Here is a 13,895-nt window from a genome sequence, read left to right on the forward strand (position 1 = left end):
GTATGGGCGACTCTAAAGTGCATACCTGCCAAGGGAGTTAACGATGTTGATCTCAGGCAAAACGGGCAAATCGGGCCGCTCCGCAAGCCCGTTGCTCACGCCACAGCAAGAACGGGAGCGGCTGCGTGAGATGGCGCGCCAGGCCGAGCGAGAGCTGGCCGGCGTGCAAATGGCAAGCATGGATGAGCTGACGCTGCTTTCCAATCGCCATGGCTTCACCGCGCTGGCCCGGCTCGGGCTGGACGCATGCCGGGAGCTGGGGACGCCGGCAACGCTGCTGTACTTCACCCTCGATGAATTCAAACGCATCAGCTATCTGTACGGCCGGGCCAAAGCTGACGATGCCCTCAAGACCTTCGCCGATGTCCTGCGTATCGGCTTTCGTGAAAACGATGTGGTCGGCCGGCTCGAAGGCGACCGGTTCGCGGTGTTGCTGACCGGGTCCAGCACCGTGGAAATTGCGGCGATCAAGGCTCGGCTCAATGAGATACTCGATGAGCGCAATGCCACGGCGCAGCGCAGTTATGACATTCGGTTCAGTGTTGTCCAGGTCGAATATGACTCCACTGTTCATGACTCGATCGAGGAACTGCTGGAGGAAGCCGAGCGGGGGACTAGCCGTTAGAACAGTGGTGTATTGGCCCGAACAGACACCCCATATTTTCACTTGGCAAACAACTGCCCAATATCCTTGAACGCCTTGAACTCCAGCGCATTGCCGCAAGGATCAAACAGAAACATCGTCGCCTGCTCACCCACCAGCCCCTGAAAACGAATCCCCGGCTCGATCACGAAGCGCGTCCCCAGTAACTTCAGGCGCTCGGCCAATGCCTCCCACTCCGCCATCCCGAGCACCACGCCAAAATGCGGCACCGGCACATCGTGACCATCCACGGCATTGGTGTGCGCGGCTTCCTGTGAAGGATTTTTCGGTGCCAGGTGAATCACCAGTTGATGACCGAAAAAATTGAAATCCACCCAGTGATCGCTTGAACGGCCTTCCTCCAGGCCAAACACCTCAGCGTAAAAGTGCCGGGCGGCCGGCAAGTCGTAGACCGGAATGGCCAGGTGAAAAGGGGACAGTTGCATCGGGCGAACCTCGGTGGTGGGTGGAATGTGTCAAGTTTAGCCCTGTGCTTTTTGATTGAAAGACGATAATTTTTGCATCGAGCTCAAATTATTTCGATCATTCGAGGCCGTCATGCTGCGAGAACTGAAAACCTTTGTCGCCGTGGCGCGTCACGGCACCTTTGCCGCGGCCGGCATGCACATCGGCCTGACGCAATCGGCAGTCAGTGCGCAGATTCGCAATCTGGAACAGGCCTTGGGCATCCGTCTGTTCGATCGCACCGGCCGCCAGGCGCTGCTCAATGCGGCGGGGCAGCGTGCGTTGCCGATGGCCAGGGAAATGCTCGAAACCTTCAGCCGCATGGCGGTCAGTGACGATGTCAGCGAGTACCGAGGCGAGTTGAAAATCGGCGCGGTGGCGACCGCCCAGACCGGGCTGCTGCCTCAGGCGCTGCTGCGCTTGCGCCAACAGGCGCCCTTGCTGGAACCCAAGCTGGTGCCCGGTGTGTCGCTGAACCTGCTGAGCCAGGTGGACACCGGAGAAGTTGACCTGGCGATCCTGATCAAGCCGCCGTTCGAGTTGCCCAAGGAGTTGTCTGCGCAGGTGATTCGCCGGGAGCCGTTCGTGTTGATCGTGCCGGCGGACCTCGAAGGCGAAGATGTGCTGCAGTTGCTCGCCGAACATCCCCACGTGCGTTACGACCGCAATTCGTTCGGTGGGCGGCTGGTGACGCGGTTTCTGCGCGAACAGAAGATTGAAGTGCAGGCGGCGCTGGAGCTGGATGAGCTGGAGGCGATTGTGAAGATGGTCGAGTGTGGGTTGGGGGTGTCATTGCTGCCCGAAGCCGGGTTATGGCTTGAACACGGGGCCAAGGTACGAATCATCCCCTTGGGCGAGTTGACGTTCTATCGGGAGATTGTCTTGCTGCAGCGCTATAGCCAGCGAAATCAGCCAATTCAGCAGTTGTTTGCGCAATGCCTGGCACAACACTGACCCTGTAGGAGCGAGCCTGCTCGCGAAGGTCGTCAACGATAACGCGGGCAGTCTGGATGAACGCGGGCGTGCCCCAGTTTTTCGCGAGCAGGCTCGCTCCTACAGGGGGGGGGCGCTGCATCGGCCGGGGAAATCGCAGGCATAAAAAACCCGCCTGAACAGGCGGGTTTTTTTGGCAAACCGAAGATTACTCTTCGATGCTGCCCATGGCCGTGGTGTTGAAGCCACCGTCCACGTACATGATTTCACCGCTGATGCCGGACGCCAGGTCCGAGCACAGGAAGGCGCCGGCGTTGCCGACTTCGTCGATGGTGACGTTGCGGCGCAGCGGAGTTTGCGCTTCGTTGGCGGCCAGCATCTTGCGGAAGTTCTTGATGCCGGAAGCGGCGAGGGTGCGGATCGGGCCAGCCGATACGCAGTTCACGCGAGTACCGTCCGGGCCCAGGGAGCCGGCCAGGTAACGTACGCCCGCTTCCAGGGAAGCCTTGGCCATGCCCATCACGTTGTAGTTCGGCATGGTGCGCTCGGCGCCCAGGTACGACAGGGTCAGCAGGCTGCCGTTGCGGCCTTTCATCATTTCGCGGCCGGCCTTGGCCAGGGCCACGAAGCTGTAGGCGCTGATGTCGTGGGAGATGCGGAAACCTTCACGGGTGGTGGCTTCGGTGAAGTCGCCGTCCAGTTGGTCGCCCGGGGCGAAGCCGACGGAGTGCACGATGCAGTCCAGGCCGTCCCACTTCTTGCTCAGCGCTTCGAAGACCTTGGCGATTTCTTCATCGCTGGCCACGTCGCACGGGAAGCACAGCTCAGGGCTCGAGCCCCAGCCTTGTGCGAACTCTTCGACACGACCTTTCAGTTTGTCGTTCTGATAAGTGAAGGCAAGCTCAGCGCCCTCGCGATGCATGGCGGCAGCGATGCCGGATGCGATGGACAGCTTGCTGGCGACACCGACGATCAGTACGCGCTTACCGGCGAGAAAACCCATGTGTTGCTCCTCTTTCAGGTTATTGCGCAGTGGCTGGAGCCAGAAAAGCGGCTTCAAGCAACTGCTGTGTATACGGATGTTGGGGGGCGGCAAAAATGCTTTGCGCGTCTCCCTGTTCGACCACTTGGCCATGCTTGACCACCATCAGCTGGTGGCTCAGCGCTTTCACCACAGCCAGGTCATGGCTGATAAACAGATACGTCAGGTTGTACTTGGTTTGCAGCGAACGCAAAAGCTCCACTACCTGGCGTTGTACCGTGCGGTCGAGGGCCGAAGTCGGCTCGTCCAGCAAAATCAACGCCGGTTTTAACACCAATGCCCGGGCAATGGCGATTCTCTGCCGCTGCCCGCCGGAAAATTCGTGGGGGTAGCGGTGCCGGGTTTCCGGATCCAGGCCTACCTCCTTGAGTGCTGCAATGATCGCTTGTTCCTGTTCCGCCTCGGTGCCCATCTTGTGGATCCGCAGGCCTTCGCCAACGATCTGGCTCACGCACATCCGTGGGCTCAGGCTGCCGAACGGGTCCTGAAACACCACTTGCATCTCCCGCCGCAGCGGCCTGACTTGTTGCTGCGTCAGGCAGTCTAACTGCTGGCCTTCAAAGCGGATGGTGCCTTTGCTACCGATCAGCCGCAAAATCGCCAGGCCGAGTGTCGATTTGCCGGAACCGCTTTCGCCCACAATCCCCAGGGTCTGGCCCTGGGGCAGGCTGAAATTGATGCCGTCGACCGCCTTGACGTAATCCACCGTGCGCTTGAGCAAGCCTTTCTTGATCGGAAACCAGACTTTCAGGTCCTCGACCGCCAGCAACGGCGGGCCGATCACGTTGCTTGCAGGCTTGCCGCCGGGCTCCGCTGCCAGCAGTTCCCTAGTGTACGGATGCTGCGGCGCGCGGAACAATTCTTCGCACGATGCCTGTTCGACGATGCAACCTCGCTGCATGACACATACGCGATGCGCAATTCTTCGCACAAGGTTCAAATCGTGGCTGATCAGCAGCAGCGCCATGCCCAGGCGAGCCTGCAGTTCCTTGAGCAATTCGAGGATTTTCAGCTGCACGGTGACGTCCAGCGCGGTGGTCGGTTCGTCGGCGATCAGCAGTTCCGGTTCGTTGGCCAGGGCCATGGCGATCATCACCCGCTGGCGCTGGCCGCCGGACAGTTCGTGGGGCAGGGCCTTGAGGCGCTTGTGCGGCTCGGGGATGCCGACCATCTCCAGCAGCTCCAGGGTGCGCTTGGTCGCGACCTTGCCGCTCAGGCCCTTGTGGATGCCCAGCACCTCGTTGATCTGCTTCTCGATCGAGTGCAGGGGATTGAGCGAGGTCATCGGCTCCTGGAAGATCATCGCGATGCGGTTGCCGCGAATGTGGCGGATGGTTTTTTCTTTCAGGTCCAGCAGGTTCTGCCCGGAATACAAAATGGTCCCGGACGGATGCCGGGCGAGCGGGTAGGGCAAAAGGCGCAGGATCGAATGCGCGGTCACCGATTTGCCAGAGCCACTTTCACCGACCAGGGCCAGGGTTTCGCCGCGCTTGATGTCGAAGCTGACGCCTTCGACTGCCCGCTGGCAGCGATTGCCGACGACGAACTCGACGGACAGGTCGCGCACTTCGATCAGATTGTCCTGATTCATTTCACTTCCTCGGGTCGAAGGCATCGCGAGCGGACTCGCCGATGAACACCAGCAAACTCAACATCAAGGCCAGCACGGCAAAGGCGCTGATGCCCAGCCACGGCGCTTGCAGGTTGGATTTGCCCTGGGCCACCAGTTCCCCCAGGGACGGGCTGCCCGCAGGCAACCCGAAACCGAGGAAGTCCAGGGCGGTCAGGGTGCCGATGGCGCCGGTGAGGATGAACGGCATGAAGGTCATGGTCGAGACCATCGCGTTGGGCAGGATGTGGCGGAACATGATCGCGCCGTTCTGCATGCCCAGGGCGCGGGCGGCGCGCACGTATTCCAGGTTGCGCCCGCGCAGGAATTCGGCGCGCACCACGTCCACCAGGCTCATCCACGAGAACAGCAGCATGATCCCCAGCAACCACCAGAAGTTGGGCTGCACGAAACTGGCCAGGATGATCAGCAGATACAGCACCGGCAAACCGGACCAGATCTCCAGGAAGCGCTGCCCGGCCAGATCCACCCAACCGCCGTAGAAGCCCTGCAAGGCTCCGGCGATCACGCCGATGATCGAGCTCAGCACGGTCAGGGTCAGGGCGAACAGCACTGAAATGCGGAAGCCGTAGATCACCCGGGCCAGCACGTCACGGCCCTGATCGTCGGTGCCCAGCAGGTTGTCCGTCGAGGGCGGGGCCGGGGCCGGGACTTTCAGGTCGTAGTTGATGCTCTGGTAGCTGTAGGGAATCGGCGCCCACAGCACCCAGGCGTCCTTGGCCTTGAGCAGTTCGCGGATGTAGGGGCTCTTGTAGTTGGCTTCCAGCGGAAATTCGCCGCCGAAGGTGGTTTCCGGGTAGCGCTTGAGCGCCGGGAAATACCAGCTGTTGTCGTAATGCACCGCCAGCGGCTTGTCGTTGGCGATCAGCTCGGCGCCCAGGCTTGCGCCGAACAGGATCAGGAACAGCCACAGCGACCACCAGCCACGCTTGTTGGCCTTGAACAGTTCGAAGCGGCGGCGATTGAGAGGGGACAGGTTCATCTCAATGCTCCCGGCTTTCGAAGTCGATGCGCGGATCGACAAAGGTGTAGGTGAGGTCGCCGATCAGTTTCACCACCAGCCCGAGCAGGGTGAAGATGAACAGCGTGCCGAACACCACCGGGTAATCGCGGTTGATCGCCGCCTCGAAACTCATCAGGCCAAGGCCGTCGAGGGAAAAGATCACCTCCACCAGCAACGAGCCGGTGAAGAAGATGCCGATGAAGGCCGAGGGGAAACCGGCGATCACCAGCAGCATCGCATTGCGGAACACGTGGCCATACAGCACGCGGTGGTTGGTCAGGCCCTTGGCCCTGGCGGTGATCACGTATTGCTTGTTGATTTCGTCGAGGAAGCTGTTCTTGGTCAGCAGGGTCATGGTCGCGAAGTTGCCGATCACCAGTGCGGTCACCGGCAGCGCCAGGTGCCAGAAGTAGTCGAGGATCTTGCCGCCCATGCTCAGTTCATCGAAGTTGTTCGAGGTCAGCCCGCGCAACGGGAACCAGTGCAGGTAACTGCCGCCGGCGAACACCACGATCAGCAGGATGGCGAACAGGAACGCCGGGATCGCATAGCCGACGATGATCGCCGAACTGGTCCAGACATCGAAGTGGCTGCCGTGCCGCGTGGCCTTGGCGATCCCCAGGGGGATCGACACCAGGTACATGATCAGCGTGCTCCACAGCCCGAGCGAGATCGACACCGGCATCTTTTCCTTGATCAGGTCGATGACCTTGGCATCGCGGAAGAAGCTGTCGCCGAAATCCAGCGACGCATAGTTCTTGACCATGATCCACAAGCGTTCCGGCGCCGACTTGTCGAAGCCGTACATGTGCTCGATTTCCTTGATCAGCGCCGGGTCCAGGCCCTGGGCGCCGCGGTAGGCCGAACCTGCCACCGAGACCTCGGCGCCGCCGCCGGCGATGCGGCTGGTGGCGCCTTCGAAGCCTTCGAGCTTGGCGATCATCTGCTCCACCGGCCCGCCCGGGGCGGCCTGGATGATCACGAAGTTGATCAGCAAAATGCCAAACAGGGTCGGAATGATCAGCAACAGTCGCCGAAAAATGTACGCCAGCATCTGATTACTCCGTGCCTGCAGGATCGGCCTGCAGTGTAGTTTCGACTTCTATTGCCGGCTTGATATCGGGCTTGATCCACCAGGTGGCCGTGCCGATGTCGTATTTGGGCGAGACCTTTGGATGGCCGATGTGGTTCCAGTACGCCACGCGCCAGGTCTTGATGTGCCAGTTGGGTATTACGTAATAGCCCCATTGCAGAACGCGGTCCAGCGCACGGGCATGGGCCACCAGGCTTTTGCGCGAATCGGCGTTGATCAGTTGTTCGACCAGTTGGTCGACCACCGGATCCTTCAGGCCCATGGAGTTGCGGCTGCCGGGTTTGTCGGCGGCGGCCGACATCCAGAATTCCCGTTGTTCGTTACCCGGCGAGTTGGACTGCGGGAAGCTGCCGACGATCATGTCGAAGTCTCGGGAGCGCACGCGGTTGATGTATTGCGAGACGTCGACCCGGCGGATCACCAGGTCGATGCCCAGGTCGCTCAGGTTGCGCTTGAACGGCAGCAGCACCCGTTCGAACTCAGTCTGGGCCAGCAGGAATTCGATGACCACCGGCTTGCCCTTGGCGTCGACCATTTTGTCATCGACGATGCGCCAGCCGGCCTCCTGCAACAATTGATAGGCTTGTCGTTGCTGGGCGCGGATCATGCCGCTGCCGTCGGTGGCCGGGTTCTGGAAGGCTTCGCTGAACACCTGCGGCGGCAGCTTGCTGCGGAACGGCTCGAGGATCGCCACTTGTTCGGCATCGGGCAGGCCGGTGGCGGCCATTTCCGAGTTCTCGAAGTAACTGCGGGTGCGCGCGTAGGCGCCGTTGAACAGTTGCTTGTTGGTCCATTCGAAGTCCAGCAGCAGCGACAGCGCCTGACGCACGCGTACGTCCTGGAACACCGGGCGGCGCAGGTTGAACACGAAGCCTTGCATGCCGGTCGGATTGCCGTTGGGAATCTGTTCCTTGACCAGTCGACCTTCGGTGACCGCCGGGATGTTGTAGGCGTTCGCCCAGTTCTTCGCGGTCATTTCCAGCCAGTAGTCGAACTGCCCGGCCTTGAGGGCTTCCAGGGCGACGGTGTTGTCGCGGTAGTAATCGGTGGTCATCACGTCGAAGTTGTAGAAACCCCGATTGACCGGCAGGTCCTTGCCCCAGTAGTCCTTGACCCGCTCATAGCGCACCGAGCGCCCGGCCTTCACTTCGCCGACCTTGTAGGGGCCGCTGCCCAGCGGGATCTCCAGGTTGCCCTTGTTGAAGTCGCGGTCGGCCCACCAATGCTTGGGCAGCACCGGCAGCTGGCCGAGAATCAGCGGCAGCTCGCGGTTGTTGGTGTGCTTGAACTTGAACAGCACGGTCAATGGGTCTTCGGCGACCACTTCTTCCACGTCGCTGTAGTAGCCGCGGTACATCGGGGCGCCGTCCTTGGTCAGCATCTGGAAGCTGAACACGACGTCTTCGGCGCGTATCGGGTGACCGTCGTGGAAGCGTGCTTCCGGGCGCAGGTAGAAGCGTACCCAGCCGTTGTCCGGGGCTTTTTCGATCAGGCGGGCGATCAGGCCGTACTCGGTGAACGGTTCATCCAGGCCCTGTTTGGCCAGGGTGTCGTAGATCATGCCGATATCGTCCGCCGGCACACCCTTGCTGATGAACGGGTTGAGGCTGTCGAAGCCGCCGAAACCGGCCTGGCGGAAGATTCCGCCCTTGGGCGCGTCGGGATTGACGTAATCGAAGTGTTTGAAATCGGCCGGGTATTTCGGCGGCTCGTTGTACAGGGTCACGGCATGTTGCGGGGCGGCGCAGGCCAGCCCGGCGAACAACAGGCCGCTGGCCTGCAGGAGCAGGGTGCGGATGGGTTTCATCGATCTTTCTCCGAAGATTTCAGCCACCACGCATTCAGGCCCAGGGTGTAGGGCGGCGTGGTGACGAAGGCGAGCCGGTTGCGGTACGCCAGGCGGTGATTATTGAGGTACCAGTTGGGCACGATGTAGTGCTGCCACAGCAGCACGCGGTCGAGGGCCTTGCCGGCGGCAACTTGCTCATCGCGGGTCTGGGCGGCCAGTAACTGTTCGAGCAGATGGTCGACCACCGGGTTGGCGATGCCGGCGTAGTTCTTGCTGCCTTTGACCCCGGCCTGGCTGGAGTGAAAGTACTGCCACTGTTCCAGGCCCGGGCTGAGCGTCTGGTTGAGGGTCATCAGAATCATGTCGAAATCGAACTGGTCGAGGCGTTGCTTGTATTGGGCGCGATCGACCGTGCGCAGCCGCGCATCGATGCCGATGCTGGCGAGGGTCTCGACGTAAGGCTGGAGGATGCGTTCCAGGTTCGGGTTGACCAGCAGCAACTCCAGCCGTAACGGTTGCCCGGCGGCGTTTTGCAGACGCTGGCCGTTGAGCTTCCAGCCGGCTTCGGCGAGCAGGCCGAGGGCTTTGCGCAAGGTCTCCCGGGGGATGCCACGGCCGTCGGTCTGCGGCAGGCTGAACGGTTCGGTAAAGAGCCTGGGCGGCAACTGTTCGCGATAGGGCTTGAGCAACAGCCATTCGTGCCCGACCGGTAAACCAGCGGCCGAGAACTCGCTGTTGGGGTAATAGCTCATGGCGCGTTGGTAGGCGCCGCCGAACAGCGTGCGGTTGGTCCATTCAAAATTGAACATCAGCCCGAGTGCTTCACGGACCCTGACGTCCGAGAATGCCGGGCGACGGCTGTTCATGAACAGACCCTGGGTCTGGGTCGGGATCTGATGGGGAATCTGCGCCTTGATCACGTCACCGCGGCGTATGGCGGGGAAGTTGTAGCCGCTGTCCCAATTCTTCGCCTGATGCTCGATATAGATATCGAACTCACCGGCCTTGAACGCCTCGAACGCCACGTCGCTGTCGCGGTAGAACTCGACTTCCATGCGGTCGAAGTTGTACTTGCCGCGATTGACCGCCAGGTCCTTGCCCCAGTAATCCTTGACCCGTTCGAAGACGATCTGCCGCCCCGGCGTGACCGAGGTGATGCGATACGGTCCGCTGCCCAGCGGCGGTTCGAAGGTGGTGGCCTTGAAGTCGCGACCTTTCCAGTAATGCTGCGCCAGCACCGGCATTTCGCCCAGGCGCAGGATCAGCAGCGGATTGCCGGCGCGCTTGAGCACGAAACGGATTCGCAGCGGGTTGAGGATGTCCACCCGCGACACTTCCTGAAGGCTGGTGCGGTACAGCGGATGGCCCTCCTTGAGCAGTGTGCGGTAGGAGAACGCGACGTCGTAGGCGGTGATCGGCGTGCCGTCATGGAAGCGCGCCTCGGGACGCAGGTTGAACACCACCCAGCTGCGGTTCTCGCTGTATTCGACCGACCGGGCGATCAGGCCATAACTCGATGCGGGCTCATCACCCGAGGGGGCGTACTGCCCGGTGCCGACCATCAGCGGCTCGTTGAGCTCGTTGATGCCGTATTGCAGGAAACTGGGTGTGGTGACCGGGCTGGTGCCCTTGAAGGTGTAGGGATTGAGCGTATCGAAGGTGCCAAACGCCATGACCCGCAATGTGCCGCCCTTGGGCGCTTGCGGGTTGACCCAGTCGAAGTGGGTAAATCGGGCCGGGTACTTGAGCGTGCCGAACTGCGCATAACCATGGCTTTCGCTGATCGTCGCGCTTGCGGTGGAGCTCAAGGCCAGGCTGATCAGGAGCAGGGGCAGGGGACGCTTCAAATAGGGGATCCGATCCAGGCGGCTTGGGCTTTGTGGACCGTACAGTAACAGCTTGTATGGACAGGAAAAAGACGGGGCCTTAATGCGCGGTAAATTGCTTAGGTGATGATTTGTCGAGCGCTAAAATTGTGGCGAGGGGGCTTGTCGGGTCGCCGCATCGTGGCGATGGATTCAAGTGCAGTGCGTTTATCCAGTTTTCACGCGTTATCGTTAAGGACCATCGCCAGCAAGCCGCCTCCTACAGTTCCCCGGGATTCCGTGAAGAGCCAAAAAACAGCCCCTGAAGTCAGGGGCTGTTTTTAATGCGGATTGGCCACCGTGAGCATCTGGCCAGGCTTGAGCGCCTGACCGACACGCGGGTTCCAGCGCTTGAGGTGCTGCATCTCGACGTTGAAGCGCTTGGCCACGATGTACAGCGAGTCGCCTTGCTGGACCTTGTACTTGGTCTGCTGCTGCTTCTTGCTGTTCGCTGCGATCACGGTGTTGACGCGTCCGGAACTGCGCTTGCTGTTGTCCTGCATGACCAGGGTCTGGCCAGGCTTGAGGTTCTTGCCGGACAGTTTGTTCCAGCGTTGCAGGTCTTTCACGTCAACGTCGTTGGCCTTGGCGATGGAGCCGAGGCTGTCACCCCGTTTGACCCGGTAGGAACGCTTGACGCTGGCGACCTGGGTGTCGCTGGCGCCTTCGAAGACCGGCTTGAGTGATTTCTTGCTGATCAGCTCTTCAGGACGCATGGTCTGCAGACTGCTGGTCAGCAGTTGCGCCTTGGAAGTCGGCACCAGCAGGTGTTGCGGACCGTCGATGGTCGTGCGCTGCTTGAAGGCCGGGTTGAGCTGGAACAGTTCGTCTTCGTCGATGTTGGCCACTTCAGCGACCTTGGACAGGTCCATGCGCTGGTTGATTTCGACGACCTGGAAGTAGGGTTCGTTGGCGATCGGGTTGAGGTTCACGCCGTAGGCTTCCGGCGCCATCACCACTTGCGACAGTGCCAACAGCTTCGGCACGTAGGCTTGGGTTTCGGAGGGCAGCGGCAGGTTCCAGTAGTCGGTCGGCAGGCCGAGGCGCTCGTTGCGCTCGATGGCCCGGCTGACGGTGCCTTCGCCGGCGTTGTAGGCCGCCAGGGCCAGCATCCAGTCGCCGTTGAACATGTCGTGCAGGCGGGTCAGGTAATCCAGCGCGGCGGTGGTCGACGCGGTGATATCGCGACGGCCATCATAAAAACGGGTTTGACGCAGGTTGAAGTAACGCCCGGTGGACGGGATGAATTGCCAAAGGCCCACCGCGTCGGCCCGGGAGTAGGCCATCGGGTTGTAGGCACTTTCAATCACTGGCAGCAGGGCCAGTTCCAGCGGCATGTTGCGCTCTTCAAGGCGCTCGACGATGTAGTGAATGTAGAGGCTGCCGCGCTCGCCGGCGTTTTCCAGGAAGGATGGGTTGCTGGCGAACCACAGGCGCTGTTGCTCGATGCGCGGGTTGACGCCCAGCCCGTCCTGCAACTGGAAGCCCTGGCGCATGCGCTCCCAGACGTCCTGCGGAATTTGCGGGCTGGGTTTTTCGCTGAGCCAGATCGGCTTCTGCTTGGCGCGCGCGGCGATGTTCGGCGTATGCGCCGCATCGGTCTGCGGCGCATGGCTGGAACAGCCCGCCAGGGTGGCGGACACAGCCACCGCGATGGCTTGAGCCAAGCGGGTCAATGCGTCTGAACTGATGGCTTTGCGAATAGGTGACGACATTGGCTGGAAGTAAGTTCCGGGCAAAAATGTCGGGCGATTCTAGAAAGCGCACCCTGTGCGGTCAACCTTTCAGAATTATTGCAGCCTTCGCAGACCCCTTTAGAACGTGTCTTTCCAAGCGCGAAGCGCAGCAAAAACCATATCGGGCGCCAAGTTATCGGTGCCGGTCCGTTCGTCCGCTTTTTCTTTAACGGATGTTTCACCGGAGCGCAAAAACGGGTTTGTGAGCTTTTCCAGCGCCAGTGTCGACGGCAGCGTCATGATCCCGGATTCCCGTTGGCGGGTGACTTTGGCCAGGCGTTCGGCGGTGTCCGGATTGTTCGGTTCGACGGCTGCCGCGAACTTCAGGTTGCTCAGGGTGTATTCGTGGGTGCAGTAGACCAGCGTGTCTTCCGGCAATGCCGCGAGGCGAGTCAGCGAGCGGTACATTTGCTGTGGCGTGCCTTCGAACAAGCGCCCGCAGCCGGCCGCAAACAAGGTGTCGCCGCAGAACAGCAAGCCGTGATGGTAATAGGCGATATGCCCCAGGGTGTGGCCTGGGACTGCGAAGATGTCAAAGTCCCAGCCGAGCACCCTGACCTTGTCGTTGTCCTTGAGCGCGACGTCCCGCGCCGGGATCTTTTCGCTGGCCGGACCATAGACTTTCGCGTTTGTCGCTTTCTTCAGCCATTCGACGCCGCCGACGTGGTCATGATGGTGGTGAGTGATCAAAATATCACTCAGTACCCAGCCCGGATTGGCCGCGAGCCAGGCTTGTACCGGGGCGGCATCACCCGGATCCACCACCGCGCAGCATTTGCTGGCGTGGTCTTGTAACAACCAGATGTAGTTGTCGGTGAAGGCGGGCAGGGCAGTGATCTGTATCATCGTCGGATTCGCCAAGCGGAAAACAATGGCGCATCTTAGAACTTCCTGGCGCGTTGGAGAATGCAATGACTGATAAAGCGTTCGCACAGGCTGATCCTGACTGGCTGGCGTTGATCAGCGTGGCCCGCGAGTGGCTGGCGGGTCCGATTGGGCAATTTCTGCTGGACGAAGAGCGGCGCATGCTCGAAGACGAGCTCGGGCGGTTCTTTGGTGGCTATCTGGTGCATTACGGCCCCTCGGCCCAGACTCCGCCGTCAGCGCCGCAGGTGCAGCGCAATGTGCGTCTGGGCGCGCCGTTGCCGGGGGTCGAGATCGTTTGTGAAGAACAGGCCTGGCCGCTGAGCGAGCATGCCGCCGATGTGGTGGTGCTGCAGCATGGCCTGGATTTCTGCCTGTCGCCCCACGGTTTGCTTCGCGAAGCGGCCAGCAGCGTGCGGCCCGGCGGGCATTTGCTGATCATCGGCATCAATCCCTGGAGCAGTTGGGGCCTGCGGCATGTGTTTGCCCAGGATGCGCTGCGCAAGGCGCGCTGCATATCGCCGTCCCGGGTCGCGGACTGGCTGAACCTGCTGGGCTTCGCGCTGGAGAAACGCCGCTTCGGGTGCTATCGTCCGCCGCTTGCGTCACCGGCGTGGCAGGCCCGCCTGGCCGGGTGGGAGCGCAAGGCCGGTGACTGGCAATTGTCGGGCGGCGGCTTCTATTTACTGGTGGCGCGCAAGATCGTGGTGGGCCTGCGACCGGTCCGTCAGGAGCGGCGCGAGCCGATGGGCAAGTTGATTCCTTTGCCGATGGCCAAGGTCAACCGTCGCAACATCGAACCGTAGTACACACTTTTTCATTTGCGGCCGGG

The 13,895-nt window shown here is 61.3% G+C and carries 12 protein-coding genes; 3 read left to right on the plus strand and 9 right to left on the minus strand.

Annotation, left to right across the window (positions count from 1 at the left end; all coding sequences use genetic code 11):
- Nucleotides 1–43 precede the first annotated feature (43 nt).
- Nucleotides 44–625 (plus strand): GGDEF domain-containing protein, encoded by a 582-nt coding sequence (locus KGA88_RS14365; RefSeq protein WP_110660245.1) that lies wholly within the window; start codon nt 44–46, stop codon nt 623–625.
- Nucleotides 626–663: 38 nt separating this feature from the next.
- On the opposite strand, the gene KGA88_RS14370 is transcribed toward KGA88_RS14365, so the two are convergent.
- Entirely contained in the window at nt 664–1,089 is a 426-nt protein-coding gene (locus KGA88_RS14370; RefSeq protein WP_223591952.1) for a VOC family protein, read from the minus strand.
- A 112-nt stretch (nt 1,090–1,201) separates the two neighbouring features.
- On the opposite strand from KGA88_RS14370, the gene KGA88_RS14375 reads away from it, so the two are divergent.
- The gene (locus tag KGA88_RS14375) at nt 1,202–2,062 is read left to right on the plus strand and encodes a LysR family transcriptional regulator (protein WP_223591954.1); all 861 of its coding nucleotides are present in this window, start codon (nt 1,202–1,204) and stop codon (nt 2,060–2,062) included.
- Between the two features lie 187 nt (nt 2,063–2,249).
- Here the strand turns inward: KGA88_RS14375 and fabI are convergent, their stop codons facing one another.
- The 8 genes from fabI to gloB all read right to left on the minus strand — a co-directional run bounded on the left by fabI (nt 2,250) and on the right by gloB (nt 13,045).
- Nucleotides 2,250–3,044: an enoyl-ACP reductase FabI gene (gene fabI, locus KGA88_RS14380; RefSeq protein ID WP_046037212.1), complete on the minus strand. Its 795-nt coding sequence runs from the start codon at nt 3,042–3,044 to the stop codon at nt 2,250–2,252.
- Between the two features lie 19 nt (nt 3,045–3,063).
- Complete coding sequence (locus KGA88_RS14385; protein WP_110662506.1) at nt 3,064–4,674, minus strand: ABC transporter ATP-binding protein; 1,611 nt, start codon at nt 4,672–4,674, stop codon at nt 3,064–3,066.
- A gap of 1 nt (nt 4,675) precedes the next feature.
- The gene (locus KGA88_RS14390) at nt 4,676–5,695 is read right to left on the minus strand and encodes an ABC transporter permease (RefSeq protein ID WP_223591956.1); all 1,020 of its coding nucleotides are present in this window, start codon (nt 5,693–5,695) and stop codon (nt 4,676–4,678) included.
- 1 nt (nt 5,696) lies between these two features.
- Nucleotides 5,697–6,770: a microcin C ABC transporter permease YejB gene (locus KGA88_RS14395; protein ID WP_223591958.1), complete on the minus strand. Its 1,074-nt coding sequence runs from the start codon at nt 6,768–6,770 to the stop codon at nt 5,697–5,699.
- Nucleotides 6,771–6,774: 4 nt separating this feature from the next.
- Nucleotides 6,775–8,616, minus strand: coding sequence for an extracellular solute-binding protein (locus tag KGA88_RS14400; RefSeq protein WP_223591960.1), 1,842 nt, complete (start codon nt 8,614–8,616; stop codon nt 6,775–6,777).
- Nucleotides 8,613–10,433: an extracellular solute-binding protein gene (locus KGA88_RS14405; RefSeq protein WP_411740849.1), complete on the minus strand. Its 1,821-nt coding sequence runs from the start codon at nt 10,431–10,433 to the stop codon at nt 8,613–8,615. Before KGA88_RS14405 ends, KGA88_RS14400 begins: the two co-directional genes overlap by 4 nt.
- A gap of 311 nt (nt 10,434–10,744) precedes the next feature.
- A complete protein-coding gene (locus tag KGA88_RS14410; protein WP_110661936.1) occupies nt 10,745–12,178 on the minus strand; it encodes a LysM peptidoglycan-binding domain-containing protein in 1,434 nt (477 codons plus the stop codon).
- A 99-nt stretch (nt 12,179–12,277) separates the two neighbouring features.
- Nucleotides 12,278–13,045, minus strand: coding sequence for a hydroxyacylglutathione hydrolase (gene gloB, locus KGA88_RS14415; RefSeq protein WP_223592005.1), 768 nt, complete (start codon nt 13,043–13,045; stop codon nt 12,278–12,280).
- 65 nt (nt 13,046–13,110) lie between these two features.
- Here gloB and KGA88_RS14420 point away from each other — a divergent pair, with 65 nt between their 5' ends.
- The gene (locus KGA88_RS14420; protein ID WP_223591965.1) at nt 13,111–13,869 is read left to right on the plus strand and encodes a class I SAM-dependent methyltransferase; all 759 of its coding nucleotides are present in this window, start codon (nt 13,111–13,113) and stop codon (nt 13,867–13,869) included.
- The last annotated feature ends 26 nt before the right edge of the window (nt 13,870–13,895 follow it).

It is taken from the genome of Pseudomonas sp. A-R-19, assembly GCF_019956575.1.
Classification (GTDB): Bacteria; Pseudomonadota; Gammaproteobacteria; order Pseudomonadales; family Pseudomonadaceae; genus Aquipseudomonas.

Excerpts from the sequence above, each read along its gene's own strand:
- KGA88_RS14385 (WP_110662506.1), bottom strand. The coding sequence starts at position 4,674 with ATGAATCAGGACAATCTGATCGAAGTGCGCGACCTGTCCGTCGAGTTC.
- KGA88_RS14365 (WP_110660245.1), top strand. The coding sequence starts at position 44 with ATGTTGATCTCAGGCAAAACGGGCAAATCGGGCCGCTCCGCAAGCCCG.
- KGA88_RS14395 (WP_223591958.1), bottom strand. The coding sequence starts at position 6,770 with ATGCTGGCGTACATTTTTCGGCGACTGTTGCTGATCATTCCGACCCTG.
- KGA88_RS14410 (WP_110661936.1), bottom strand. The coding sequence starts at position 12,178 with ATGTCGTCACCTATTCGCAAAGCCATCAGTTCAGACGCATTGACCCGC.
- KGA88_RS14420 (WP_223591965.1), top strand. The coding sequence starts at position 13,111 with ATGACTGATAAAGCGTTCGCACAGGCTGATCCTGACTGGCTGGCGTTG.
- KGA88_RS14370 (WP_223591952.1), bottom strand. The coding sequence starts at position 1,089 with ATGCAACTGTCCCCTTTTCACCTGGCCATTCCGGTCTACGACTTGCCG.
- KGA88_RS14375 (WP_223591954.1), top strand. The coding sequence starts at position 1,202 with ATGCTGCGAGAACTGAAAACCTTTGTCGCCGTGGCGCGTCACGGCACC.
- KGA88_RS14400 (WP_223591960.1), bottom strand. The coding sequence starts at position 8,616 with ATGAAACCCATCCGCACCCTGCTCCTGCAGGCCAGCGGCCTGTTGTTC.
- KGA88_RS14390 (WP_223591956.1), bottom strand. The coding sequence starts at position 5,695 with ATGAACCTGTCCCCTCTCAATCGCCGCCGCTTCGAACTGTTCAAGGCC.
- fabI (WP_046037212.1), bottom strand. The coding sequence starts at position 3,044 with ATGGGTTTTCTCGCCGGTAAGCGCGTACTGATCGTCGGTGTCGCCAGC.
- gloB (WP_223592005.1), bottom strand. The coding sequence starts at position 13,045 with ATGATACAGATCACTGCCCTGCCCGCCTTCACCGACAACTACATCTGG.